Origin of the sequence: Tabrizicola sp. (assembly GCF_016792905.1) — a bacterium.
Classification (GTDB): domain Bacteria; phylum Pseudomonadota; class Alphaproteobacteria; order Rhodobacterales; family Rhodobacteraceae; genus Tabrizicola.
Window position 1 is genome coordinate 32,432 of the sequence record NZ_JAEULP010000058.1, and the last position, 25,047, is coordinate 57,478.

Consider the following 25,047-nt stretch of genomic DNA (forward strand, 5'->3'; position numbering starts at 1 on the left):
GCGATCGGCACCCCGCCGCCGACCCGGAAGGGTCGGTCCGGCCTGGGACGGGCCGGACCGCAGGGAAGGGGAAGGGTAACAACGTTGAGTGTGCGGGTCACGGCTTGGCTGCCGTTGATCCACAAGGAAACAATGGCGCGCCCCAGACACCATTGCAAACGCCACAAGAACGCCGATCCGGGCTTGGGCAAAACCATGCCAAAACGACCTGAGGCTCGGCGAATTCATGCCTAGTCCTCCTCCCCGTCCCAGTCATCGGCCAGCGCATCGGGGGCGTCGGGCGCGAAAACCTGCGGGAAAGCCGCCTCGGCACGCTTCACGTCGATCCGGAGAAGCGCCTCATAGGAGCAGGGATCGAACGGGTCTTCCGCTGCAACCACCTCGCGCCCGAAGAGCCAGGAGAGCCGCCCGGCATCGAGGTTGCCGCGCTCGAACGGCTCTTCCCCGAAATACTGCCAGAGTGCTGCCATGAAGGCGGCATCGGCAGCGCGATCCATCTGCTTCCGGTCCTTGAACCGCTCGCGCCGGATCAGTTTCGTCGCGCCTTCCTTCACGTTGGCACGGCGGATGGTGAACTGGAAATCGGTCCTCGGCATCCGGCCCGGGAAGCCACGGTGCTTCAGCATCTCGTCTGTCTCCTGTCATTGCTGTGGACAGGACGGATAGACGAAACCTGCGGCACGGCCCAGACGAACCGATGCGAATTGCCTGCTATGTCAGGGAGAAATGGCCTTCGAACCGCGTCTGCTTGCAGGAGGCCAAGGCTTGGCGCGGGCCCGCCCGGCTGATGCCGGCAGGCCCGCTCCGCAAGATTACTTGTACTTGCCGGTTTCCACGACTTCCGGGGTGACCGGCTCGGGGGCCACAACTTCTTTCTTGGCACAAGCGGCAAGAGCTGCGACCGCAGCCAGAACCAGAACGAGACGTGCGCTCTTCGACATCCTCTACTCCATCCTTCTTGGGGTGCTTCGGACCCCGCAAGGGTATCCGGCACCTGTTCGCTGTTTAAGGCCGATTTGGCCCGGCCTGTGCCGACCTTATCCGAAAGCGTCCCGGATTGGTATGACGGCCCGACCAAGTTCCCGACCTGTGGCGTTCCTACATCAGCCCTTTGCGCATGGCCAGCAGGAAAAACAACATTCTGTGCCTGCATCAGAAAACCTCCCAGACGCAGGCGCCGTTTTCCGGACGATAGGATTCGAAGAACTGGACCACATCCGGCGAAGCTTCGCCAAAGGGCACGACCTCGCTGGCAAAGGAGATGACGATCTGCTGCGGCGCGGGCACCATTCCGTCAATCCGCTTGACGGCGAAACTGTCGCAGAGCACCTGCATGTCGGCCGATGCGGCCTCGGCGTCATCCGGCGAAAGGCCCGGCGCAAGGAACCGGAACCGGGCCGTTGCCCCGGCAGGCCCAGGCGCGTTGGTCACGATGTCGATCAGCGACAGCGCGCGCCCCGAGGGCACCTCGACCACCTCCCCCGCCGGGGGGTCTTCCTGGCAGGCGGCAACCAGCGCCAGGGCGCCAAGCCAGACCGGAATGCGAAAGGGAGAGATGCGGCGCATGGCTCAGAGCGGAATGTTGTCGTGCTTCTTCCAGGGGTTCGACAGCTTCTTGCCGCGCAGGGCCGCGAAGGCCCGCGCGACCCGGCGGCGCGTCGAATGCGGCATGATCACCTCGTCGATGAAACCCTTCTCGGCCGCCACGAACGGGTTGGCGAAGCGGTCCTCGTAATCCTTCACCCGCCCGGCGATCCGGTCGCGGTCGGCCAGCTCCGACCGATACAGGATTTCGACCGCGCCTTTCGCCCCCATCACCGCGATTTCCGCCGTAGGCCAGGCATAGTTGAAATCGCCGCGCAGGTGCTTGGACGCCATCACGTCATAGGCCCCGCCATAGGCTTTCCTCGTGATCACCGTGACCTTGGGCACCGTCGCCTCGCCATAGGCGAACAGCAGCTTCGCGCCGTGCTTGATGACACCGCCATATTCCTGCGACGTCCCCGGCAGGAAGCCCGGCACGTCGACGAAGGTCAGGATCGGGATCTCGAAGGCGTCGCAGAACCGCACGAAACGGGCGGCCTTGCGGCTGGCGTCGATGTCGAGGCACCCGGCCAGCACCATCGGCTGGTTCGCAACCACGCCGACCGACTGGCCCTCGATCCGGATGAAGCCGGTGATGATGTTGCCCGCGAAATCGCGCTGGATTTCGAAGAAGTCGCCCTCGTCCCCGATCTTCTGGATCAGCTCCTTCATGTCGTAGGGCTGGTTCGGGTTGTCGGGGATCAGCGTGTCGAGGCTCGGCTCCAGCCGGTCGGGCGCGTCGAAGAACGGCCGGACCGGCGCCTTTTCGCGGTTCGACTTCGGCAGGAAGTCGATCAGCCGCCGGGTTTCGGCCAGCGCCTCCACGTCGTTCTCATAGGCCCCGTCCGCGACCGAGGACTTGCGGGTGTGGGTCGAGGCCCCGCCCAGCTCCTCTGCCGTGACCTGTTCGTTCGTCACCGTCTTCACCACGTCGGGGCCGGTCACGAACATGTAGGAGGTGTCCTTCACCATGAAGATGAAGTCGGTCATCGCCGGGGAATAGACCGCCCCCCCCGCGCAGGGACCCATGATCAGGCTGATCTGGGGGACGACGCCCGAGGCCATGATGTTGCGCTGGAACACCTCGGCATAGCCGGCAAGCGAGGCCACGCCCTCCTGAATCCGCGCGCCGCCCGAGTCATTGATCCCGATCACCGGCGCGCCGTTTTGCAAGGCCATGTCCATGATCTTGCAGATTTTCTGCGCATGGGTTTCCGACAGCGACCCGCCGAACACCGTGAAATCCTGGCTGAAGACATAGACCATGCGGCCGTTGACCGTGCCCCAGCCGGTGACGACGCCATCCCCCGCCGGTCGGTCCTTCTCCATCCCGAAATCGGTGCAGCGGTGCGCGACGAACATGTCGAACTCCTCGAACGACCCCTCGTCCAGGAGAAGCTCGATCCGCTCCCGCGCCGTCAGCTTGCCTTTGGAATGCTGCGCCTCGCCCCGCCGCTCGCCGCCCCCCGAGCGGGCCGCGCCGCGACGTGCCTCAAGCTCTTCGAGAATGTCCTTCATCGCGCCCTCCCCCGGCTGATGGCGCGGTCAACTTACGGGAACGCCGCACCTGCGAGAAGCACGAATGAGAAAATTTGCAAACACATTCGAAATCGACGCTTTCAAATTGCGAAATCGCAAAGCATTGGCCGCATTGCGGCCCCAAGCTATCTCAACGCGGCACCCAGCCCGAGGACCCCATGCCCAACCTGCCCATTCCCGTCGTCACGATCGGCCTGCTCATCGCCTCGAACGTGTTCATGACCTTTGCCTGGTATGGCCACCTGAAATACAAATCCACCGCGCTGATGACGGTGGTGCTGGTCAGCTGGGGCATCGCCTTCTTCGAATACGTCCTCCAGGTCCCCGCCAACCGCATCGGGCACGGCCATTTCTCCGCCGCCGAGCTGAAGACGATCCAGGAGGTCATCACCCTCTCGGTCTTCGCCGTCTTTTCCGTCCTCTACCTGAAGGAACCGCTCGGCTGGAACCACCTCGTCGGTTTCGGCTTCATCGCCGTTGGGGCCTTCTTCATCTTCCACAAATGGGGCTGAGCCCGTAGACAATCCCGCCACCCGCGGTTAGCCCTGTCCGGATGCAAGAGCCCCGCTTCCTCGACCGGACCACGCCGCCGAAGATCGTCACGCTGATCCTGATGGCGGGGCTGTCTGCCCTGACGATGAACATCTTCCTGCCCTCGCTGCCCGGCATGGCGGTCTGGTACAACGTGCCCTACGGGGTGATGCAGCAATCGGTGGCCCTGTATCTTGCACTGTCGGCGGCGCTCCAGATCCTCATCGGCCCGATCTCCGACCGCTACGGCCGCCGCAAGGTGCTGCTCGGCGCCCTCATCCTGTTCCTTCTCGCCACCATCGGCACGCTCCTCGCCCCCACCGCCACCTGGTTCCTGATCTTCCGCATGGCCCAGGCGGTGATCGCCGCCGGGATGGTCCTTTCGCGAGCCGTCGTCCGCGATATGGTGGCCGACGAACGGGCCGCCAGCATGATCGGCTATGTCACCATGGGGATGAGCCTTGTTCCGATGATCGGCCCGGTGATCGGTGGCGTCCTGGACGACCTCTACGGCTGGAAGGCCAACTTCGCCCTCCTCCTCATCCTCGGGGCGGCCACCCTCGCCCTCGTCTGGGCCGACCTTGGCGAGACCGCCACCCTCCGCCGCGTTTCCCTGGCCGATCAGGTCCGCACCTACCCCGCGCTTTTCGCCTCGCGCCGGTTCTGGGGCTACACGCTCTCCGCCGCCTTCGCCTCGGGCTGCTTCTTCGCCTATCTCGGCGGGGCTCCTTACGTCGGCGACAAGATCTTCGGTCTCTCCTCCACCCATGTCGGAGCCCTCTTCGCGCTGACCGCCATCGGCTATGCCGCGGGCAACTTCTTCGCCGGGCGCTACTCGATCCGCATCGGCATGAACCGCATGATCCTCACGGGCTGCGTCGTCACCACCCTCGGCATGGCACTTCTGGCGCTCCTCACGCTTCTCGGCCTCTCCGGCCCGACCGTCTTCTTCGGCCTCACGATCTTCATGGGCCTTGGCAATGGCATCTGCCTGCCGAACGCCAATGCCGGGATGCTCTCCGTCCGCCCCGACCTTGCCGGCACCGCCTCGGGCCTTGGTGGAGCCATCCTGATCGGCGGCGGCGCCGCGCTCGCCGCCTTCGCGGGCGTCCTCCTCGGCCCCGGCTCGACGGAGATGCCGCTGATCCTCCTGATGCTCGCGTCCTCGGTCGCCTCGGTCGTGGCCATCCTCTTCGTCATCCGCCGCGCCCGGCAGATCGGCATCGCCTGACAGCGCAGTTGACGGCCGGGCTTTGCAAAGCGAAAGCTGGCTTTGCAAACAGGGGACGCACATGGCCACCCAGAAACTCTATGCCGGGGTCAAACTGCGGGAAATCCGCGGACGGCTGGCGCTGACGCAGAAGGTCTTCGCCGACAAGCTGTCGGTCTCGCTGCCCTACCTGAACCAGATGGAGAACAACCACCGGCCCGTGTCGGCGGCGGTCGTGCTGGCGCTGGCGCAGGAATTCGGCCTCGACGTCACCGAACTGACGGTGGGCGAAAGCGAACGCCTGGTGACGGACATGCGCGAGGCGCTGGCCGATCCGGTCTTCACCACCGCCACGCCCCCCTTGGCCGACCTCCGCCTTGCCGCCTCCAACGCACCGGCTTTGGCCCGCGCCTTCCTTGACCTGCACCGCGCCTACCGCCAGACCCACGAACGCCTTGCCTCACTGGACGAAGCTCTCGGGCGCGAAGACGCCTCGCTTCGCCCCTCCGCCTGGGAGGAGGTCCGCGACTTCTTCCACTACTGCGACAACTACCTCGACGCCATCGACCGCGCCGCCGAGCATTTCGCGACCTCGGCCACCAGCGGCAAACCCATCGAGGCGCTGGCACAGGACCTGCTGAAACGGGCGGGGATAAGCCTGCACTATTCCAGCACGGCACCCTTGCGCCACTACGATCCCGCCGCGAAACGGCTGGACATCTCCGCCCGCGCCTCCGGCCCCTCGCAGCGCTTCCAGCTTCTGCATCAGGTCGCGCTCCTGACCCAGAACGACCTCCTGGAAGCCACGCTCGACCTCGCCCGCTTCTCCACGCCCGAGGCCCGCGACATCGCCAAGATCGGGCTGGCGAACTACTTCGCCGGGGCCGCCCTTTTGCCCTACCGCGCTTTCCTGACCGCCGCACAGGAGGTGCGGCACGATCTGGAGCGCCTGGCCGACATCTTCGGCGCCTCGATCGAACAGGTCGGCCACCGGCTCTCCACGATGCAAAGACCCGGCGCCAAGGGCATTCCGTTCTTCTTCGTCCGCGTCGACCAGGCGGGCACGATCACCAAGCGCCATTCCTCCACCCGCCTGCAATTCGCCCGCTTCGGCGGCGCCTGCCCCCTGTGGAACGTCCACCAGGCCTTTGAAACGCCGGGGCAATTCCTGCGACAGCTCTGCGAGACGCCGGACGGCGTGCGCTACCTCTGCCTGGCCCGCGACGTGTCGAAACCTGCCGGGGCCTTCCTTGCCCCGGTCCGCCGCTATGCCATCGGCCTGGGGTGCGAGGTGCAGCACGCCCCGCAACTGGTCTATTCTGATGGGCTCGACCTGAAAGGCCGGTTCGAGCCCATCGGGATTTCCTGCCGGATCTGCGAGCGGGTGAATTGCCACCAGCGATCCGTCCCGCCGCTGGAGGGGCGCCTCAAGATCAACCCCAACGCCCGCGACGTGCTGCCTTACGAGATCGGCTGACCCTCGTCGTTCCGTTCGGTCCTCCTCGGAGGTACCCCGCGAGGAGGAGTCGAAGACGAACGACGAGCCGCCCCTATTTCCGCAACGCCGACGCGATCTGGTCCTTCAGCCGCGACCGCTGCTTGCGCAGGGTTTCCTCTTCCACCTCGGACAGAAGATCCAGCCGCGTTTCCGCCCGATGCACCTTGTCGTTGACCACGTCATACTCGGTCAAAAGCTTCGCGAAATGCGCGTCAGAAACCTTCAGGGCGCTGATCTTCTGCGCATCGGCCGGGAATTCTTCATGCAGGGTGTGCGGGGTGTTCGACATGCCTGTCTCCTTCTTGACTGTCCCACACAGTCTAGAAGCTTTGCCTGACCGGAGCCTTGACCCTGATCAAGCACTTGATCGAAAACCGCTTCCGGCGCGGACCTACCGTTGCGCCGTCCGCCAGTTGGGGTTGATCCACGGCTCCAGGTTCGAGGCCGGCAGGGGCGTGCGGCCCAGGATGTGATCCGCCGCCTTCTCACCGGTCATGATCGACGGCCCGTTCAGGTTGCCGTTCGTGACCTGCGGGAAGATCGAGCTGTCGGCCACCCGCAACCCCTCGACCCCGATCACCCGGCATTCCGGGTCGACCACCGCCATCGGGTCCGACGCCCGCCCCATCCGCGCCGTGCCACAGGGGTGATAGGCGCTTTCGACATGCTCGCGCAGGAAATCGTCCAGCTGGATGTCGGTCTGCACCCTCGGCCCTGGCTGCAATTCTTCCTTGAGATAGGGCTTGAACGCCTCCTGCCCGAAGATTTCGCGGGTCAGGCGGATGCAGGCGCGGAAATCCTCCCAGTCCGAAGGGTCCGACATGTAGTTGAAGCGGATGACCGGCGCGTCCGTGGGGTTGCCCGACCGCAGCGTGACCGAGCCGCGCGATTTCGACCGCATCGGCCCGACATGGGCCTGGAAGCCATGGCCCGCCGCCACGGCCTTGCCGTCATAGCGCACGGCGATCGGCAGGAAATGATACTGGATGTCGGGGTATTCCACCCCGGCCTTCGAGCGGATGAAGGCGCAGGCCTCGAACTGGTTCGAGGCACCCGGCCCGGTGCCGGTGAACAGCCACTGCGCCCCCACCCAGGCCTTGCCCCAGAGGTTCCAGTACTTGAACAGCGTCACCGGCTGGCTGGCCGCGAACTGCATGTAGATTTCCAGATGGTCCTGCAGGTTCGCCCCCACCCCCGGCCGATCCGCGACCACTTCGATCCCGTGGTCCTTCAGATGTGCGGCGGGACCGATCCCGGACAGCATCAGCAGTTTGGGCGAGTTGATCGACGAGGCCGCCAGGATCACCTCCCTGCCCGCCCGGATCACCTCGCGCCCCGACCGCGTGTCGACCTCGACGCCGACCGCGCGTTTGCCCTCCATCACCACGCGCCGGGCGAGGCCGCGCACCACCTGCACGTTGCCCCCCGCCATCGCCGGTTTCAGATAGGCATTCGCCGCCGACCAGCGTCGGCTCTTCCAGATCGTCGCCTCCATCGGGCCGAAGCCCTCTTGCTGGCGACCGTTGTAGTCCGCCGTGACCGGATAACCCGCCTGCTCTCCCGCTTCGATGAAGGCGTTGAACAGCGGGTTGTCGCGCGGCCCCCGGGTGATGTGCAGCGGCCCGTCCGAACCCCGGAACTCCGGCCCCGACCCGCCATGCGAATGCTCCATCCGCCGGAAATAGGGCAACACATCGGCATAGGACCAGCCATCCGCCCCCATCTCGGCCCAGGTGTCATAGTCCCGCGCATGGCCCCGGACATAGACCATCCCGTTGATGCTCGACGACCCGCCGATCACCTTGCCCCGCGGCGTCGCCAGCACCCGGCCCCCCAGATGCGGCTCCGGCTCGGTCGCAAAGCCCCAGTCGTAGATCCCCATGTTCATCGGGTAACTCAAGGCCCCGGGCATCTGGATGAACGGCCCCGCGTCCGAGCCGCCATGCTCGATCACCGTCACCCGCCGCCCCGCCTCGGCCAGCCGGTAGGCCATCGCGCAGCCCGCCGACCCGGCGCCGACGATCACATAATCCGCGTGCATCCCTCAGACCTCCCGCGCCAGTTCGGCGTCCAGATGCCGCAAGGCCAGCGCCACCGCCGCCGCCCCGTCGGGCGCGCCCGATTTCAGCACCTCGCGCAGGTACAGCCCGTCGATCATCGCCCCGAGCGATTCGGCGATCCCCGGCGCCCGTGCCCCCGCCAGGGGGCGCAAAGCCGCCGTCAGGTTCGACCGCAGCCGCCCCTGATACACCGCCAGAAGCCGCTTCGCCTCGGGCACCGTCTGCGCCAGCACCCAGAAGTTCAGCCAGGCCCCCACCGCCTCGCGCCGGAAGTTTCCGGGGGAAAACGACGCCCGCAGAATCGCCCGGATTCGCCCCTCCGCCCCCTCGGCCGCCGCCAGCGCGCCCCGCACTTCCGCCCCGTAAAGCGTGAGAATATGGCGCATTGCCGCCAGGAACATCTCTTCCTTGGACCCGAAATAGTGATGCGCCAGCGCCGGCGACATCCCGGCCCGCTTGGCGATCTGGCTGACCGTCACGTCCAGCGACCCCGCCCGGCCGATCTCGACGATCGTGGCTTTTACCAACGCGGCCTTGCGGATAGGCTCCATTCCAAGCTTCGGCATCGGTGCGGCCCCAAAAAATACTTGCCAAACCGAATAAGAGCGAAGTTTATTGACTCGTCAATCAACAAAAAACGCCAGGGAGTAACCATGTCCATCCGTTCCACCCTTCTGACCACCGCTGTCACCTTCGCGCTTGCCGGGTCGGCCTTCGCCGAAGGCTGCGACAAGATCGTCTTCTCCGACGTCGGCTGGACCGACATCACCGCCACCACGGCGGCTACGTCGCTTGTCCTCCAGGCCCTGGGCTACGAGACCGAGACCCAGATGCTCGCCGTGCCGGTGACCTACGAAGCCATGGCCTCGGGTGATGTCGACGTCTTCCTCGGCAACTGGATGCCGACGATGGAATCGAACATCGCCCCCTACCTGGAAGCCAAGACCGTCGACTCGCTGCGCCCGAACCTCGAAGGCGCCAAGTACACGCTGGCCACCAACGCCAAGGGCGCCGAGCTTGGGATCAAGGACTTTGCCGACATCGCCACCCATGCCGCCGACCTTGACAACAAGGTCTTCGGGATCGAGGCCGGGAACGACGGCAACAAGCTGATCCTCGACATGATCGACAAGGATGCCTTCGGGATGAAGACCGCTGGCGTCGAACTGGTCGAATCCTCGGAACAGGGGATGCTGGCCGAAGTCACCCGCGCCGACAACGAAGGCAAGGCCATCGTCTTCCTCGGCTGGGAACCCCACCCTATGAACGCCAACTACAAGATGACCTATCTCACCGGCGGCGACGATTTCTTCGGTCCGAACTTCGGCGGGGCGACCGTGCTGACCAACACCCGCGCGGGCTATGTCGCGGAATGCCCGAACCAGGGCAAGCTGCTCACGAACCTCGTCTTCTCGCTGCCGATGGAGAACGAGATCATGGGCGCGATCCTGAACGACGGCACCGATCCGGCCGAGGCCGCCAAGACCTGGCTTGCAGCGCATCCCGATGCCTGGAAGCCCTGGCTTGACGGCGTGACCACCAAGGACGGTGGCGATGCCGTCGCTGCGGTCGAAGCCGCACTGAAGTAAGACCGGACAGCCCCGGCGGACGCATCCGCCGGGGCTGCATTCTGCCTGAATTTGTCCACAGCGCCTGGGGAGAGACGTCACGATGGACTGGCTGACAGCCTGGAAGATTCCGGTTGGCAAATACTCGGATATGGTCTTCGACTGGATGAAGGCCCACCTGACCGTGATCTTCGACGGGATTTCCCTGATTCTGGAATCCCTGATCGGCGGCATCCTCTGGTTGTTGCAGGCCCCGCCCGCGCTGCTGATCGTGGCGCTGTTCGTGGCCCTGACCTGGTATCTGCAACGGAACTGGAAGGTCTGCCTCGGCATCGCGCTTGGCTGGCTGTTCGTGATCAACCAGGGCTACTGGAAGGAAACCACCGAAAGCCTCACGCTGATCCTGGCCTCCTGCGTAGTCTGCCTGGGCCTCGGCATCCCGATCGGCATCGCCGCCGCCCACCGGCCCAAGCTTTACGCCGCGATCAGCCCGATCCTTGACCTGATGCAGACGTTGCCCACCTTCGTCTACCTGATCCCGGCCATCGTCTTCTTCGGCACCGGCCTGGTCCCCGGCCTGATCGCCACGGTGATCTTCGTCCTGCCCGCGCCCATCCGCCTCACACATCTGGGCGTCGTGTCGACGCCCACCGCGCTGCTTGAAGCCGCCACCGCCTTTGGCGCGACGCCAAGCCAGCGGCTCTGGAAAGTCGAACTGCCCTGGGCGCGCCCGCAGATCATGGCCGGGCTGACCCAGACGATCATGCTGTCGCTCTCGATGGTGGTGATCGCCTCGATGGTCGGCGCCAAGGGCCTGGGGAACCCGGTGATGCGGGCGCTCGCCAATGTCGACGCCGCCAAGGGCTTTGAATCCGGCTTTGTCATCGTCGTCGTCGCCATTGCGCTCGACCGCATGCTGAGGGTCACGAAATGAGCCGTCCTGCCGTCATCTTCGACCGTGTCTCCATCGTCTTCGGTGACGCCCCCGAGCGCGCCCTGCCCCTGATGGACCAGGGCAAGACCCGCGCCGAGGTGCAGCAGGCCTGCGGTCAGGTCCTGGGCGTGCATGATTGCAGCCTGACGGTGGACGAGGGGGAAATCCTTGTTCTCATGGGGCTGTCCGGCTCGGGCAAGTCCACGCTCCTGCGCGGCGTCAATGCCTTGAACCCGGTGGTCCGGGGCGAGGTCCAGATTCTCGACGGCGACAAGATGGCCTCTGTCACCAAGGCGAACCCGGAGACGCTCCGCCGCCTGCGCGCGACCCGCGTGGCGATGGTCTTCCAACAATTCGGCCTTTTTCCCTGGCGGACGGTGCGCGAAAACGTCGGGCTGGGACTGGAACTTGCGGGCCAGTCGCCCGAGGCGCGCAAGCCCAAGGTCGATGCCCAGCTGGAGCTGGTGAACCTCACGCAATGGGCGGAGCGCAAGGTGGGCGAGCTGTCGGGGGGGATGCAGCAGCGTGTGGGCCTGGCCCGCGCCTTCGCGACCGAAGCGCCGATCCTTCTGATGGACGAACCCTTCTCGGCCCTCGACCCGCTGATCCGCACCAAGCTGCAGGACGAGCTTCTGGATCTGCAAAGGAAGCTCAAGCGCACCATCGTCTTCGTCAGCCATGACCTCGACGAGGCGTTCAAGATCGGCAACCGGATCGCGCTGATGGAGGGGGGCCGGATCGTCCAGTGCGGCACCGCGCGCGAGATCATCGCCAATCCGGTTTCGGACTATGTGGCCGATTTCGTGGCCCACATGAACCCGCTTGGCGTGCTGACCGCGCGCGACGTGATGGAGCCGGGTACGGCCTCCGCCGCCGCACGCGAACTGCCTGCGGAAACGCCGGTCAAGGACATCATGGACCTGATGTCGCAGGGCGTGGCCGAACTGGTGGTGACGGACAACGGTCGCAACCTTGGCATGGTGCGGACGGCGAGCCTGATGGCCAAGCTGATCAACCCGCGGGGCTGACGGGGCCGGGAACCAAAAGTTTTCGAAAACTTTTGACAAATCTTTTCGAAAAGATTTGGCCCCGATTGGATCGGCGCGGATCCCATCCATCCCTCGCCTCCCCGGTCATGGGGGCGCGACAGGTGCGGTCAAGGTCTTAAAAAACCCCTAATGCCCACGCGCAACCCATTGATTTTATTGCCTCGAAAATTCTGTCCACGGTGGACACTCATTCCGCCGCGCTCTTCTTCGCGGTGCCTTTCTTCACGGCCGCTTTCTTCGGCGCGGCCTTCTTCGCCGGAGCCTTCTTCGCCGCAGGCTTGGCCGCCGCCTTCTTCGGAGCCGCCTTCTTCCTGCCCCCGGATTTCCCCGCCTTCTCGGCGATCAGGACCAGCGCCTCCTCCAGCGTGACCGCCTCCGGCTCCACCCCCTTCGGCAGGGTCGCGTTCACCTTTTCCCATTTCACATAGGGCCCGTAGCGGCCCGGCATCACCTGGACCTCGCCCCCGTCCGGATGCGCCCCCAGCACCTTTAGGGGCCCGGCAGGCGCTGCCCGCCCCGCGCCCCGCTGGGCTTTCTGGGCCAGCACCTCGACCGCCCGGTTCATCCCGATGGTGAAGACCTCCTCCACCTCCGGAATGTTGGCATAGACCGCCCCGTGCTTCACATAGGGTCCGAACCGCCCGATCCCCGCCTCGACCAGCACGCCATCCGCCGGGTGCTTGCCAACCTCGCGCGGCAGCGACAGCAAGGCCAGCGCCCGCTCCAGCGTCAACCCATCCGGCGACCAGCCCTTTGGCAGGCTGGCCCGGTCGGGCTTCGGGTTGGCTTCGCTGGCCTCACCCCGCTGGACATAGGGCCCGAAACGACCTGCCCGCAGACTGATCTCGTTACCCTGTTCGTCCTGCCCCAGAATCCGCCCATCGGAAGCAACGCTTTCCGCATCCCCGGCCAGCGGCCTCGTATACCGGCACTCGGGATAGTTGCCACAGCCGATGAACGCCCCGCCGGACCGCGCCGTCTTCAGGTGCAGCCGCCCGGTTCCGCAGGTCGGGCAGACGCGCGGGTCGCCGCCATCGGCGCGGGGCGGGTAAAGATGCGGGGCGAGGAAATCGTCGATTTTTCCCAGCACTTCCCCGATCCGCAGGTCCGCCGTCTCGGCGATCGCGGCAGAGAAGTCGCGCCAGAACCGTGCCAGCACGTCCTTGTAGTCGCGGTCGCCGGCCGAGACATCGTCAAGCTCGGTCTCCAGGTCGGCGGTGAAATCATACTCGACATAGCGGTGGAAGAAGTTCGACAGGAAGGCCGTGACCAGCCGCCCCTTGTCTTCCGGGAACAGCCGGTTCTTGTCCTTCCGCACATATTCGCGGTCGACGATCGTGGTCAGGACGCTGGCATAGGTCGACGGGCGCCCGATCCCCAGTTCCTCCATCCGCTTGACCAGCGTCGCCTCGGTATAGCGCGGCGGGGGTTGGGTGAAATGCTGGTCGGGGGTGATCGCACCCTTGTCCACCGCTTCGCCCTGCATCACCTGCGGCAGGCGGCCTTCGTCCTCGTCCTCGTCATCACGGCCTTGGTCGTAGACCTTGAGATAGCCGTCGAACAGGACCACCTGACCATTGGCGCGGAACGCCACCTGCCCGTCGGGCGAGGCGAGGTCGACCGCCGTCCGCTCCAGCCGGGCGGCAGACATCTGGGACGCGATGGTGCGCTTCCAGATCAGGTCGTAAAGCTTGCGCTGGTCGTCCTCGACCCGGATTTTCTCCGGCCCAAGGCCCATGTCGGTCGGCCGGATGCATTCATGTGCTTCCTGAGCATTCTTGGCCTTGTTCTTGTACATGCGGGGAGAATCCGGGACGTAGTCCGCCCCGAAGCGACGCCTGATCTCGTCGCGGGCGGCCATCACCGCTTCGGGGGCCATGTCGATGCCGTCGGTTCGCATATAGGTAATATGCCCCGCCTCATACAGGCGTTGCGCGGCGTTCATGCATTGTTTTGCGCCCATGCCGTATTTGCGGGAGGCCTCCTGCTGGAGGGTCGAGGTCATGAAGGGCGGCCAGGGGTTGCGGGTCGCGGGCTTCGATTCGACCGCCATCACCTTGAAATCGCGCGACTTCGCGGCCTGCACCGCCAGTTCAGCGGCCGTGGCGGTGGGGATGTCGAACTTGGTCAGCTTCTTGCCGCCGAGCGTGACCATCCCGGCCTCGAACTCCTGCCCGCGGGGGGTGCGGAAGACGGCTTTCACGGTCCAGTATTCCTGGGCCTTGAAGGCCTCGATCTCCATTTCCCGCTCGACGATCAGGCGGAGGCAGACGGACTGGACGCGGCCCGCCGACTTCGCGCCGGGGAGTTTGCGCCACAGGACGGGGGAGAGGGTGAAGCCGACGAGATAGTCGAGCGCGCGGCGGGCGAGATAGGCTTCGACCAAGGGCGTGTCGATGTCGCGGGGTTCCTTCATCGCCTTGGTCACGGCGTCTTTCGTGATGGCGTTGAAGGTGACGCGGGCGACGTTTTTCCCTTTTTTCAGAGAGCTTTGCAGGGCTTCCTTCAGATGCCAGCTGATCGCCTCGCCCTCACGATCAGGGTCGGTGGCGAGAATCAGCGTGTCGTCGGATTTCAGCGCCTCGGCGATGGCACGGACGTGTTTCTTCGATTCGGGCGCGACTTCCCAAAGCATGTCGAATCCATGCTCGGGGTCGACCGAGCCGTCCTTGGCGGGCAGGTCACGGACATGGCCGTAGGAGGCGAGGACCGTGAAGTCGGGGCCGAGATACTTGTTGATTGTCTTGGCCTTGGCGGGGGATTCGACGACGACGACTGGCATGTTTCCTGAAACTCCCGGCCCTGGAAATGGCGCGGCAACATGTGGGGGATGGGCGGCGGTTGTCAACCGGGGGGTAAGTGTAGCGTCTTTGCGGCGCAGGAAGGGGAGGTCGGCGCGGTCATGGTTTCGGAGAGGTGAACACCTATCTGCGCAACGGGACGAGAGATAGCAGGTGCGACGCCGCAAGTCGTTGGGGACGCTAAGTTAATCTGTAAAATAGGGGTGCCTTCCTGGCATCTTCCCTGCGTCTTTACTCCGTCTTCCTTCCGTCTCTACGCGCGTACGGAACGGCAGTCGTTAACCATTCGCCGCGAATCGGGGCTGGCCGGGGATGGTGGGTTGGCACCCACCCTACGATACCCGCGCCAGAAGGCCGCCGGGCTGGCGGGAGATGCGGCCGTCAAGCTCCAGCGTCAGGAGTTCAGGGGCAAGCTGGGCGGACGTGACGTTCAGGTCGCGCATCAGTTGGTCTTCGGCGAGGGGGCTGGGACCAAGGCGGTTCAGGATCATGGAATGGAGAAGCGCCACATCCTTCAGCGGGCGCTGGGGGGCAGTGGGGCCGGGCAGCGGGGGAAGGCGCATCTCGGGTTCGGTCTGGGCAGCACCGGGCGCGCCGAGAGCCTCCAGCACATCCTGCGGCCCGCGCACCAGAAGCGCGCCGTCGCGGATCAGCATGTTGCAGCCCGAGGCGCGGGCGTCGAAGGGGTGGCCTGGGACGGCCATCACGTCGCGACCATAGTCGAGCGCGGCCTTCGCGGTGATCAGGCTGCCGGATTTCGCCGCCGCCTCGACCACGATGACAGCGCGCGACAGACCGGCGACGATGCGGTTGCGCAGGGGGAAGTGGCGGGCCTGCGGTTCAAGTCCGGGGGGGTGTTCGCTGATTCGGCAGCCCGTGGCGTCGAGGGCTGCCGCAAGGGCGGCATTCTCAGGCGGATAGATCACGTCGATCCCGCCTGCCATCACGGCGACCGTGCGGCCTTCGGCTTCCAGCGCAGCTTCATGTGCGGCGGTGTCGATGCCGCGGGCAAGGCCGGAGACCACGGTGAAGCCAGCCTCGGAGAGGCCAAGGCCCAGGCGGCGGGCCATGCGGACGCCGAGGGAGGAGGCGTTGCGGGCGCCGACCATGCCCACGGCGGGGCGGTTGAGGAGGGAGATGTCGCCCAGTGCCCAAAGCACCGGGGGCGCATCGGGGATTTCCATCAGGGCCTGCGGATAGGCGGGCCCACCATGCAAAAGCAGGCAGGCACCGAGGGCCTTGCCCTGGCTCAGTTCGGCCTGGACGACGCCGACAGGGCAGGCCTCATACTCCTCCACCCCGGCAGCCCTGGCAATGGCGGGCAAGGCCGCAAGTGCCGCGCGAGCCGAGCCGTGTTCGGCCAGAAGCCGGTGGAAGGTGACAGCGCCCACCCTGCGGGACCGGATCAGGCGGAGCCGGTCGAAACGGTCATCCTCTGTCCGGGATGTGGGGTGGGATGGGGTGGAAAGCTGCCCGTCCGGCATGATGGACCTCGCCTCGTTCGCTGGTCGCAGCCTGCACCTGCCAAGGTTAACGACTGCTTAATCCGGTTGATCCCCGAGGGAAGGATTGAACCCGGCGCAGATATTTGATCAAATGGCCCAAAGCCCGAGGTCTGAGTCTGGCCTGCGGGGGTACCTACATGTCTCTGGGAGCAAGACCATGCTGAACGCCGAAGTAGCCAAGCGCCGCGACGAAGCCATCTCGCGCGGGGTGGGGATGATGACGCAGATCTACGCCGACAAGGCGCTGAACTCGGAAATCTGGGACATCGAGGGCAACCGCTATATCGACTTTGCCGCCGGGATCGCGGTGGTGAACACCGGGCATTGCCACCCGAAGATCATGGCGGCGGTGGCGAACCAGATGGCGAAGTTCACCCATACCTGCCATCAGGTGATGCCCTATGAAAACTACATCCGGCTTGCAGAGCGGCTGAACGACAGGGTTCCGGGCAGCTTCAAGAAGAAGACGATCTTCGTGACCACCGGGGCCGAAGCCTGCGAGAACGCGATCAAGATTGCCCGGATCGCGACGGGCCGCGATGCGGTGATCGCCTTCGGCGGCGGCTTCCATGGCCGGACCTTCATGGGCATGGCGCTGACCGGCAAGGTGGAGCCCTACAAGAAGGGCTTCGGCTCGATGATGCCGGGCGTCTTCCACGTCCCGTTCCCGATGGGGCCGCAGGGGATTTCGACCAAGGACGCGATGGCGGGGATCGAGAAGCTGTTCAAGGCCGATCTCGACCCGGCGCGCGTTGCCGCGATCATCTTCGAGCCGGTGCAGGGCGAGGGTGGCTTCAACCCGGCGCCGACCGATCTGGTGAAGGCGATCCGCGCTTTGTGCGACCAGCATGGCATCGTGATGATCGCCGACGAGGTGCAGACCGGCTTTGCGCGCACGGGGAACCTCTTTGCGATGGAGATGCATGGCGTGGCCGCCGACCTGACGACCATGGCCAAGGGCCTGGCGGGGGGCCTGCCGCTGGCGGCCGTCACCGGCAAGGCGGAACTGATGGACGCGGCCAATCCAGGCGGCCTTGGCGGCACCTATGCCGGGAACCCTCTGGGAATCGCTGCGGCCAATGCGGTGCTGGACGTGATCGAGGAAGAAGACCTCTGCGCCCGGGCGAACGAACTTGGCAGCCGTCTGAAGCAGCGGCTGGAGGCGATCCGGGCAACGGCGCCGGAGATCGTGGACATCCGGGGCCCGGGTTTCATGGTGGCGGTGGAATTCGCCAACCCTGGCACCAAGGAGCCCGATGCGGGTTTCACCGGCCGGGTGCGGACCGAGGCGCTGAAGCGGGGGCTCTTGCTCCTCACCTGTGGCGTCTACGGCAACGTGGTCCGGTTCCTGGCGCCGATCACCATTCCGGACGCGCATTTCGCCGAGGCGATGGACATCCTGGAAGCCTCGGTCGCGGCGGCGCGGCAGGGCTGACGGAAGGCGAAGGCAAAGATCGTCCCTGCGCAGCGACGGAACGTTTCGGCGGTTTCGTAGTTGTTGCGGGGACAGCGGTCGGATAATTTCCGCCCATTGTGCCAGAATCCGCCCCCAAGCGCGGGGGAGACAGCTACTGTCCGTCGAGTGACTCACAACCTGGAGCAGATACAATGAAACGTTTCCTTCTGACCCTTCCGATCCTGACCCTGGCGCTTGCGGCCTGCACGCCGTCCGAGCAGAACGCGGCGATCGGCGCCCTGGGTGGGGCGGCGGTTGGCGCGGCGATCTCGTCGGATTCCGACCGGACCAAGGGCGCGATTGCCGGTGCGGCCGTCGGCGTGGTGGCCTCGCAGCTGATCGGGCCGGCGCCGCAGTCGGGCAAGTGCTACTACCGCGACCAGTACGGCCAGAAATACATCGCGAACTGCCAGTAAGGCGCCTGCGATGACATCGCTCCGGCCCCGATGCGGGCCGGGGCGCACCGCGCTGCCGGGCACGGCGCGTCGGCCCCTTTCCTGTGCGGACGTGAGCCGCTAGAAGGGCGGGCAATCCGCCACAGGGCCGTTCATGCCTGACCTTTCACCCGGAATCGAGATCGCCGCCGCCAGCGTCAGGCTGGGCGGGCGTCTGGTGCTGGACGGGCTGACCCTGCGGCTGAGCGAGGGCCGGATCGGCATTCTTGGGCGCAACGGGTCGGGCAAGACCACGCTTCTGCGGCTGATCGCGGGGCTGGTCGCGGCCGATGCGGGGACGGTGCGGGTGGACGGCGCCGACCCCTTTGCCGATCGCCGCGCAGCGCTGGCGGCACTTGGCATCCTGTTCCAGAACCCCGACCACCAGATCCTGTTTCCGACCGTCGAGGAGGAACTGGCTTTCGGGCTGGTGCAGCAGGGGTTGTCCGCGGCTACGGCTGCGGAGCGGGTGACGGGGTTGCTGGCGGCGGAGGGGCGGGCACACTGGGCGAAGGCCCCGGTCTCGACGCTGAGCCAGGGGCAGCGACATTACCTCTGCCTGCTGTCAGTCCTGCTGATGTCCCCCCGCACGATCCTTCTGGACGAGCCGCTGGCCGGGCTGGACCTGCCGACGCAGGCGCGACTGGCGCGCCGCTTTGCCGACCTGCCGCAGCGGCTGGTGACGATCACCCATGACCCGGCGGTGCTGGCGGGGTCTGACCGGGTGCTGTGGCTGGAGGAAGGGCGGATCGTGGCGGATGGCCCTCCGGGCGAGGTGGTCCCGGCCTTCATCGCCGAGATGGGTCGGATCGGAGCGCGCGATGCTGACGCTGACCTCGCCGGTTGAGACCTGGGCGCATCGGCTGGCTGCGGGGGCGAAGCTTGCGGCGCTTGCGGCGGTGACGACGGGGTTGTTCCTCCTGACCTCGCCGTGGGCCCTGGTCGGATCTTTCACTGCGGCCGTCGTGCTGTACCTGACAGGCGGCGGGCGGTTTGCGCTGACGGGCCTGCGGCAGCTGGCCCCGCTCTGGCCCTTCGTGGTGATCGTGGGACTCTGGCACCTCTGGACAGGGGATATGACCGGCGGCGCGGTGATCCTGCTGCGCATGGTCACGGCGGTGGCGCTGGCGAATTTCGTCACGATGACAACGCGGCTTTCGGACATGCTGGCGGTCTTCGAGCGGCTCGCGCGTCCCCTTGCGCCGATCCTGCCGCCGCGACGGTTGGCGCTGGCCTTCGCGCTGGTGATCCGCTTCATCCCGGTGATGCTGGAGCGGATGGGGCAGATCCGGCAATCCTGGTCCGCCCGGTCGCCCCGCCGCCCGCGCTGGCGGGTCATGGTTCCGGCGACGCTGGCGGCCTTGGACGATGCGGACCGGGTGGCCGAGGCCTTGCGTGCGCGGGGCGGGGCTGGTTAAAGGGCGAAAACCAACGGGGGACCAGATGGAACGCAACCTGACGCATATCGCCCTTTTCGCCGCGCTGATCGCGGTTCTCGGGCTGATCCCGAAGATTGATCTGGCCGCCGGCGTGCCGATCACGGCACAGTCGCTGGGGATCATGCTCTGCGGCACCGTGCTGGGGGCCAAGCGCGGGGCGCTGGCGGTCCTTCTGTTCCTGGGGCTGGTGGCGGCCGGACTGCCGCTGCTCTCCGGCGGGCGGGGCGGAATCGGCGTCTTTGCCGGGCCATCGGTCGGCTTCCTGGTGGGCTTCCCCGTCGCGGCCTTTGTCGCGGGCTGGGTGATGGAGCGCACGACCCTGTCGCCCGCCGTGGCGGCGACGGCGGCCAGTGTCATCGGCGGGATCGGCGTGTTGTATGTCTTCGGCATCATCGGCATGGCCGTGGTGCTGGGCAAGACCCTGGGCGAGGCGGCCTTCCTGGCCGGAGCCTTCCTGCCGGGTGATGCCGTCAAGGCGGTGATTGCGGGTCTCGTCACGCAAAGCCTGTCGCGGATGCGGCCTGCCTCGCTTCTGTCGCGGGCCTGAATTTCAGGTCGGCGCCTCGACCAGCAGCGCCGTCCCGATCCCGCCCGCCGCCGCGATGGCGGCGAGACCCCTGCCCTGCTTGAGGCCGTGGAACAGGCGCACCGCGAGGATTGCGCCTGACGCGCCGATGGGATGGCCGCGCGCCAGCCCGCCACCTGCGGGATTGATGATCTGAGGGTCGAGGCCAGTGCCGTCGATCACCGCAAGGGCCTGGACGGCATAGGCCTCCATGATTTCGGCCTGTGCCAGGGGTTCGCCCCGCCAGATGCGCCGGATCGCGGCGACGGGGGCGAGGCCGGGTTCTTCCGGGGTGCCGCCCAGCGTTGCCCCGCCAAGAAGGGCGAGGCCCCTGCCCCGCGCGATGCGGTCGGACACCACAAGGCAGACGGCGGCGGCATCGGCGGCGACGGCGGCGGTGGCGGCAGTGATGCTGCCGGTCAGGACCGGGGCGCGGGCGAGGAGCCTTGGCGAGAGGACACGCGGGAAGGCGTCGCGGGTGACGCCGTCCAGGGGGACGATTTCGGCGCTGAGGTCGGCGGCGAGAGCCTTGGCGTGGCTTTGCGCCGCCCAGGCCTCTTGCCGCGCGCGCGTGATGTTCAGACGCTGCGCAAGGGCCGCTGCCGCCTCGGCCATGTCGGGGTCGCGGTCGGGCCAGGGGGTGAAGGGGGCCTGCTCGTAAGGCACGGGCGGGCCACCGTCGGGGTCGGTCCGCAGGCGCAGCGGGCGGCGGGAGTAGCTTTCGACGCCTCCGGCGAGGACGACATCGGCGGCGCCGGAGTCGACGAGGGCTTTCGCCAGCAGGATGGCGTCAAGTCCACCCGCGCATTGCCGGTCGGTGGTCAAGCCCGCGACGGTGTCCGGCAGGCCGGCGGCAAGGGAGACACGGCGGGCGGGGTTGCCGCCTGCGCCGAGAGCGTTCGACAGGATGGCCTCGTCGACCTGGGTGGCGTCGATCCCGGCATCGGTCAGGCAGGCCCGCAGGACCGGGGCGGCGAGGTCTTCGATCCGCAAGCGCGCAAAGGCCCCGCCCCGGGGCACCACGGCGGAGCGACGGGCGGCGATCAGGCGGGCCATAGCGCGGCCTCCAGCGCCTTGAGGTCGGTCTTGCCTGAGGCGAGCATGGGCCAGTCATCGCGCCAGATGAGCGCCCGGGGGGATTTGAGCGGGCCGATCTGGTTTCGGAGTGCCGTGAGGATCACGGCCTCCTGCGTGGGGTCGCCTTGCAGGATCGCGATGAGGGTATGGCCGCGCTTCGCGTCCGGCACCGGCAGGACGGCAGCGCGGGTGACGCCGGGGAGCGTTTCGAGGAGGGTTTCGATTTCCTCGGGGAACACGTTCTGGTCGGCAACCGTGACCATCCGGCCCGCGCGGCCTTTCAGGGTGAGGAAGCCGTTGTCGAGACTGCCGATTTCGCCCACCGAGAGCCAGCCGTCGCGCCAGCGGGTAGCGGGGGTTGTTGAATTGAGCGCTGACGCGCAAGCCTCTTGTCTCGCCTCTGCGCGTGAAGAACGCGCAACCGGCTCGGGCGAAGGGCCTCCGGCGGGGATATTTGGGCAAGTGTGAAAGGCAGGGGGGCGGCTGGTATCAGCGTAGCCGAGGAAGAGGTAGGGGCTTTTGACCCAGACCTCTCCGGTCGGGTCGAGGGTGATGTCCACGCCGGGATAGGGGCGGCCGACGGAGGTTTCCGGGGTCGTCTCGTCGGCGAGGGTGATGAAGCTGGTCTCGGCCGCGCCGTAGAACTCGCGAAGTTGGGCCTTGGGGGCGAGGATCTTGAGGGCGGCGCGGAGGGCGGGGTCGAGCTTGGAGCCGCCGGTGAGGATGAGGCGGAGGTCGGGGAGCGTCTCGGGGCCGAGGATCAGACGCAGTTGCGCAGGGGTGGCGTAGAGGTGGGTGATGCGGTGATGGGCGAGGGCGGCGCGCTGGCGGTCGGGGCGGAGGTCGGCCAGGAGGTGGACGTGGGCACCGAGGTGCAGGCCCTCGATGGCGCCATAAAGAGAGAGGGAGTGGATGAGGCGGCCCAGCGTGGCGACGCGTGTGGCGGGGCGGATGCCGAGGCTGGCGTTGACGGCAAAGCTGGCGGTCCAGGAGGCCTGCGTGCGGCGGATGCGGCGGGGTTGGCCGGTGGAGCCGGAGGTCAGGGTTTCGAAGACCGGCTGGTCGTGCGGGTCCGGCGGCGGCTGATCGGGGGCGCCGATGCGGAAGGCGGGGTGGCCGATGGCGGCGGCAAGGCCCTGGGGACTGTCGGGCAGGATCGTGCCGGCCGAAGCCGGAAACCCGCCCGGATCAGCTCGCCCGATCTCGCCCCCGGTGCTGCCGAACAGCCGGGCCTCGGGGTGCCAGCGGAAGCGGTCGGTCATGCCTTGAGGAGCGTGGCGATCCGGCGGAGCGCCAGGAGGTAGCCCTCGGTGCCGCAGCCCGCGATGACGCCATCGGCACGGGCGGAGACGTAGGAATGATGCCGGAAGGCCTCGCGCTTGTGGATGTTGGAGATGTGGACCTCGATGACCGGGCCGTCATAGGCGTGGAGCGCGTCGAGGATCGCGATGGAGGTGTGGGAATAGGCGCCGGGGTTGATGATGATCCCGGCGGACTTGCCGCGGGCCTCGTGGATCCAGTCGACAAGCTGGCCCTCGTGGTTCGATTGCAGCGCGCGGAGGGTCAGGCCCAGCTCCTCGGCCAGGTCCGAAACCTTTGCCGCCACGTCGTCCAGCGTCTCGCGCCCGTAGATTTCGGGCTGGCGCAGGCCGAGGAGGTTGAGGTTCGGGCCATTCAGGAGGGTGACGAGCTTGGGCATCTCAGGTCCGCGCATTGGGGTCGCGCGAGATTAGCCGATATGGCCCTGCGGGCAACGGGCAAAAAATTGGCGGCCTTCCGGGCACCTGCTGGGGACAGGTCGGAAAGCCGCCCAGGGAGACATCGGTTGCCCCAAAGGGGCTGAAATCAGGCCACTTTCTCCAGCACCAGCTCGGGCAGGATACCCAGCGCGCGAACGACTTCCCGGGTCAGGTGCGGGCGGTTCAGGGTGTAGAAGTGCAGGTCCTCAACCCCACCCTGCACCAGCCGGTCGCAAAGCGCGGTGCATTGCGCCAGCGCCAGAAGCTCTTCTCGCCCGTCGCGGGCGGCCGTGGTGAAGGCTTCGTCGAGTTTGTGAGGGACGGAGGTTCCGCAGCGGCGGGCGAACTTCTTGGCACCCTCCCAGCTGGTGATCGGCAGGATGCCGGGGATGATCGGGGCGTTGATCCCGGCCTTCACGCAGGCATCGCGGAAGCGGAAGAAGGTGTCGGCGTCGAAGAAGAACTGGGTGATCGCCGAGGAGGCGCCCGCGTCGATCTTGCGTTTCAGCCAGGTCACGTCGGAGGTCGCGTCGGCGGCATCAGGATGCGGTTCCGGGTAGGCGCCGACGCGGATCTTGAACTTGCCGGTGCGGGCCAGCTTCTCCACCAGTTCCACCGAATTGGCGAAGCCAAGGGGATGCGGGACAAAGCGTTGCGCGCCTTTCGGGGCGTCGCCGCGCAGGGCGACGATCTCGGTCACGCCGGCGGCGGCATAGGATTCGGCGATGGCCAGCGTTTCGGTCCGGGTCGCATCGACGCAGGTCAGGTGGGCCGCGACCTTGAGGCCGTAGTTGCGATGGATGGTCGAGACCGCGTCATGCGTCAGGGTCCGGGTGGTGCCGCCCGCGCCATAGGTGACCGAGACGAAGGAGGGTTGCATCGGGGCCAGCGCCTGCACCGTCTCCCACAGCCGGAACGAGGCGTCCAGCGACTGCGGCGGGAAGAATTCAAAGCTGATGCGGGGCGCGTTGGGCATGGGTCTCTCCTTCGATGGCCCCTTGTGGCGGATTATTCGATGTGAGACCAATTCATAGTTCTCACGATCTTCATGAGGTTCATTCATGTACATCGAGCTGCGCCACCTGCGGACGATCCGCGCCATCCAGCAGGCCGGGGGGCTTGCCCGGGCGGCGGACGTTCTGAACATGACGCAGTCGGCGCTGTCGCATCAGGTTGCGGGGCTTGAGGCGCAGGCGGGGATGGAGCTGTTCGTGCGCCGGTCGAAACCGATGCGGCTGTCGGCGGCGGGGGTGCGGATGCTGCGGGCGGCAGAGCGCATCCTGCCCGAGATCGACGCGATGGAGGAGGAGTTCCGCGCGCTGCGGGCGGGGCGGACCGGGCGGCTGCACATCGCCTTCGAATGCCATGCCTGTTTCGACTGGCTGTTCCCGGTGTTGGAGATGTTCCGCCATGCCTGGCCGGAGATCGACGTCGACATCCGGGCGGGGTTGGCGTTCGAGGCCCTGCCCGCGCTGAACCGGGAGGATGTGGATCTGGTGATCAGTTCAGACCGGGAACCGCCGCCGGGGATCGTGTTCAACCCGCTGTTCGACTATCACCCGACCTTTGTCGGATCGGCGCAGAACCCCTTGGCGGCGAAGGAGTTCATCACGGCGGAAGATTTCCGCGACCAGGTGCTGATCACCTACCCGGTCAGCCGCGACAAGCTGGACATCTTCACCGAAGTGCTGACCCCGGCCAAGGTAGAACCACGGGCGCAGCGGACGGCGGAACTTACGGCGGTGATCCTGATGCTGGTGGGGTCGAACCGGGGGGTGGCGGTGCTGCCGGACTGGGTGATGCGCGAGGTGAAGACGAACGCGGACTACATCACCCGGCCGCTGGGACCGGAGGTGGTCACGAAACGGATGTATGCGGCGACGCGGGAGGAGGATGCGGCCAAGCCCTACATCGCGCATTTCCTGCGGCTGGCGCGGTCGGAGCCGGTGAAATTGCAGCGCGGGTAGGGGGGCTTCGACTTTATGCTGTCAAGGGTGTCCACGGTGGACAGATTTTCGCACGCAATGAAATCAAAGGGTTGCGCGCGGACGTTCAGGA

Annotated in this window: 25 protein-coding genes; 12 read left to right on the forward strand and 13 right to left on the reverse strand. The window is 66.6% G+C overall.

Features of this window, described 5'->3' with window-relative positions; all coding sequences use genetic code 11:
• Window positions 1-230: 230 nt before the first annotated feature.
• From JNL31_RS12420 to JNL31_RS12435, 4 genes are all read right to left on the reverse strand, one after another.
• Window positions 231-626 (reverse strand): hypothetical protein, encoded by a 396-nt coding sequence (locus JNL31_RS12420; protein WP_294973661.1) that lies wholly within the window; start codon window positions 624-626, stop codon window positions 231-233.
• Between the two features lie 186 nt (window positions 627-812).
• Window positions 813-941, reverse strand: coding sequence for a hypothetical protein (locus tag JNL31_RS12425; protein ID WP_294973663.1), 129 nt, complete (start codon window positions 939-941; stop codon window positions 813-815).
• A 211-nt stretch (window positions 942-1,152) separates the two neighbouring features.
• The gene (locus JNL31_RS12430; RefSeq protein ID WP_294973665.1) at window positions 1,153-1,566 is read right to left on the reverse strand and encodes a DUF6497 family protein; all 414 of its coding nucleotides are present in this window, start codon (window positions 1,564-1,566) and stop codon (window positions 1,153-1,155) included.
• A gap of 3 nt (window positions 1,567-1,569) precedes the next feature.
• Entirely contained in the window at window positions 1,570-3,102 is a 1,533-nt protein-coding gene (locus JNL31_RS12435; RefSeq protein ID WP_294973666.1) for an acyl-CoA carboxylase subunit beta, read from the reverse strand.
• A 179-nt stretch (window positions 3,103-3,281) separates the two neighbouring features.
• Between JNL31_RS12435 and JNL31_RS12440 the strand changes: the two genes are divergently transcribed.
• From JNL31_RS12440 to JNL31_RS12450, 3 genes are all read left to right on the forward strand, one after another.
• Window positions 3,282-3,635, forward strand: coding sequence for a DMT family protein (locus tag JNL31_RS12440; protein WP_294973667.1), 354 nt, complete (start codon window positions 3,282-3,284; stop codon window positions 3,633-3,635).
• Between the two features lie 41 nt (window positions 3,636-3,676).
• Window positions 3,677-4,885, forward strand: a complete 1,209-nt coding sequence (locus tag JNL31_RS12445) for a multidrug effflux MFS transporter (protein WP_294973669.1) — start codon at window positions 3,677-3,679, stop codon at window positions 4,883-4,885.
• Window positions 4,886-4,946: 61 nt separating this feature from the next.
• Window positions 4,947-6,341 carry a short-chain fatty acyl-CoA regulator family protein gene (locus tag JNL31_RS12450; protein ID WP_294973671.1) on the forward strand — a complete coding sequence of 465 codons (1,395 nt, stop codon included), beginning with the start codon at window positions 4,947-4,949 and terminating at the stop codon, window positions 6,339-6,341.
• 73 nt (window positions 6,342-6,414) lie between these two features.
• Here JNL31_RS12450 and JNL31_RS12455 read toward each other — a convergent pair whose 3' ends face one another.
• The 3 genes from JNL31_RS12455 to betI all read right to left on the reverse strand — a co-directional run bounded on the left by JNL31_RS12455 (window position 6,415) and on the right by betI (window position 8,988).
• The gene (locus JNL31_RS12455; protein WP_294973673.1) at window positions 6,415-6,651 is read right to left on the reverse strand and encodes a DUF465 domain-containing protein; all 237 of its coding nucleotides are present in this window, start codon (window positions 6,649-6,651) and stop codon (window positions 6,415-6,417) included.
• 102 nt (window positions 6,652-6,753) lie between these two features.
• Window positions 6,754-8,403, reverse strand: coding sequence for a choline dehydrogenase (gene betA / locus JNL31_RS12460; protein WP_294973675.1), 1,650 nt, complete (start codon window positions 8,401-8,403; stop codon window positions 6,754-6,756).
• A 3-nt stretch (window positions 8,404-8,406) separates the two neighbouring features.
• A complete protein-coding gene (gene betI, locus JNL31_RS12465) occupies window positions 8,407-8,988 on the reverse strand; it encodes a transcriptional regulator BetI (RefSeq protein ID WP_294973676.1) in 582 nt (193 codons plus the stop codon).
• A gap of 87 nt (window positions 8,989-9,075) precedes the next feature.
• Here betI and choX point away from each other — a divergent pair, with 87 nt between their 5' ends.
• From choX to choV, 3 genes are all read left to right on the forward strand, one after another.
• Complete coding sequence (choX, locus tag JNL31_RS12470) at window positions 9,076-10,011, forward strand: choline ABC transporter substrate-binding protein (protein WP_294973678.1); 936 nt, start codon at window positions 9,076-9,078, stop codon at window positions 10,009-10,011.
• Between the two features lie 82 nt (window positions 10,012-10,093).
• Window positions 10,094-10,924, forward strand: a complete 831-nt coding sequence (gene choW / locus JNL31_RS12475; protein WP_294973680.1) for a choline ABC transporter permease subunit — start codon at window positions 10,094-10,096, stop codon at window positions 10,922-10,924.
• The gene (choV, locus tag JNL31_RS12480; RefSeq protein WP_294973682.1) at window positions 10,921-11,952 is read left to right on the forward strand and encodes a choline ABC transporter ATP-binding protein; all 1,032 of its coding nucleotides are present in this window, start codon (window positions 10,921-10,923) and stop codon (window positions 11,950-11,952) included. The genes choW and choV overlap by 4 nt, the downstream gene beginning before the upstream one ends.
• 208 nt (window positions 11,953-12,160) lie before the next feature.
• Here choV and topA read toward each other — a convergent pair whose 3' ends face one another.
• Complete coding sequence (topA, locus tag JNL31_RS12485; RefSeq protein WP_294973684.1) at window positions 12,161-14,755, reverse strand: type I DNA topoisomerase; 2,595 nt, start codon at window positions 14,753-14,755, stop codon at window positions 12,161-12,163.
• Window positions 14,756-15,106: 351 nt separating this feature from the next.
• Window positions 15,107-16,258: a DNA-processing protein DprA gene (gene dprA / locus JNL31_RS12490; protein WP_294973686.1), complete on the reverse strand. Its 1,152-nt coding sequence runs from the start codon at window positions 16,256-16,258 to the stop codon at window positions 15,107-15,109.
• Window positions 16,259-16,436: 178 nt separating this feature from the next.
• On the opposite strand from dprA, the gene JNL31_RS12495 reads away from it, so the two are divergent.
• The 5 genes from JNL31_RS12495 to JNL31_RS12515 all read left to right on the forward strand — a co-directional run bounded on the left by JNL31_RS12495 (window position 16,437) and on the right by JNL31_RS12515 (window position 20,155).
• A complete protein-coding gene (locus tag JNL31_RS12495) occupies window positions 16,437-17,714 on the forward strand; it encodes a 4-aminobutyrate--2-oxoglutarate transaminase (protein ID WP_294973688.1) in 1,278 nt (425 codons plus the stop codon).
• 173 nt (window positions 17,715-17,887) lie between these two features.
• On the forward strand, window positions 17,888-18,151 hold the full coding sequence (locus tag JNL31_RS12500; protein ID WP_294973690.1) for a YtxH domain-containing protein: 264 nt from the start codon (window positions 17,888-17,890) through the stop codon (window positions 18,149-18,151).
• A gap of 133 nt (window positions 18,152-18,284) precedes the next feature.
• On the forward strand, window positions 18,285-19,016 hold the full coding sequence (locus tag JNL31_RS12505) for an ABC transporter ATP-binding protein (protein WP_294973691.1): 732 nt from the start codon (window positions 18,285-18,287) through the stop codon (window positions 19,014-19,016).
• Window positions 18,991-19,587, forward strand: a complete 597-nt coding sequence (locus tag JNL31_RS12510; RefSeq protein WP_294973692.1) for an energy-coupling factor transporter transmembrane protein EcfT — start codon at window positions 18,991-18,993, stop codon at window positions 19,585-19,587. Before JNL31_RS12505 ends, JNL31_RS12510 begins: the two co-directional genes overlap by 26 nt.
• Before the next feature lie 25 nt (window positions 19,588-19,612).
• The gene (locus JNL31_RS12515; RefSeq protein WP_294973693.1) at window positions 19,613-20,155 is read left to right on the forward strand and encodes a biotin transporter BioY; all 543 of its coding nucleotides are present in this window, start codon (window positions 19,613-19,615) and stop codon (window positions 20,153-20,155) included.
• A gap of 3 nt (window positions 20,156-20,158) precedes the next feature.
• On the opposite strand, the gene JNL31_RS12520 is transcribed toward JNL31_RS12515, so the two are convergent.
• From JNL31_RS12520 to metF, 4 genes are all read right to left on the reverse strand, one after another.
• A complete protein-coding gene (locus JNL31_RS12520) occupies window positions 20,159-21,229 on the reverse strand; it encodes a thiolase family protein (RefSeq protein WP_294973695.1) in 1,071 nt (356 codons plus the stop codon).
• Complete coding sequence (locus tag JNL31_RS12525; RefSeq protein ID WP_294973697.1) at window positions 21,217-22,512, reverse strand: AMP-binding protein; 1,296 nt, start codon at window positions 22,510-22,512, stop codon at window positions 21,217-21,219. Before JNL31_RS12525 ends, JNL31_RS12520 begins: the two co-directional genes overlap by 13 nt.
• The gene (gene aroQ, locus JNL31_RS12530) at window positions 22,509-22,949 is read right to left on the reverse strand and encodes a type II 3-dehydroquinate dehydratase (protein ID WP_294973699.1); all 441 of its coding nucleotides are present in this window, start codon (window positions 22,947-22,949) and stop codon (window positions 22,509-22,511) included. The genes JNL31_RS12525 and aroQ overlap by 4 nt, the downstream gene beginning before the upstream one ends.
• A 146-nt stretch (window positions 22,950-23,095) precedes the next feature.
• Window positions 23,096-23,965: a methylenetetrahydrofolate reductase [NAD(P)H] gene (metF, locus tag JNL31_RS12535; protein WP_294973701.1), complete on the reverse strand. Its 870-nt coding sequence runs from the start codon at window positions 23,963-23,965 to the stop codon at window positions 23,096-23,098.
• Between the two features lie 85 nt (window positions 23,966-24,050).
• Here metF and JNL31_RS12540 point away from each other — a divergent pair, with 85 nt between their 5' ends.
• Complete coding sequence (locus tag JNL31_RS12540) at window positions 24,051-24,956, forward strand: LysR family transcriptional regulator (RefSeq protein ID WP_294973703.1); 906 nt, start codon at window positions 24,051-24,053, stop codon at window positions 24,954-24,956.
• Window positions 24,957-25,047: the final 91 nt, after the last annotated feature.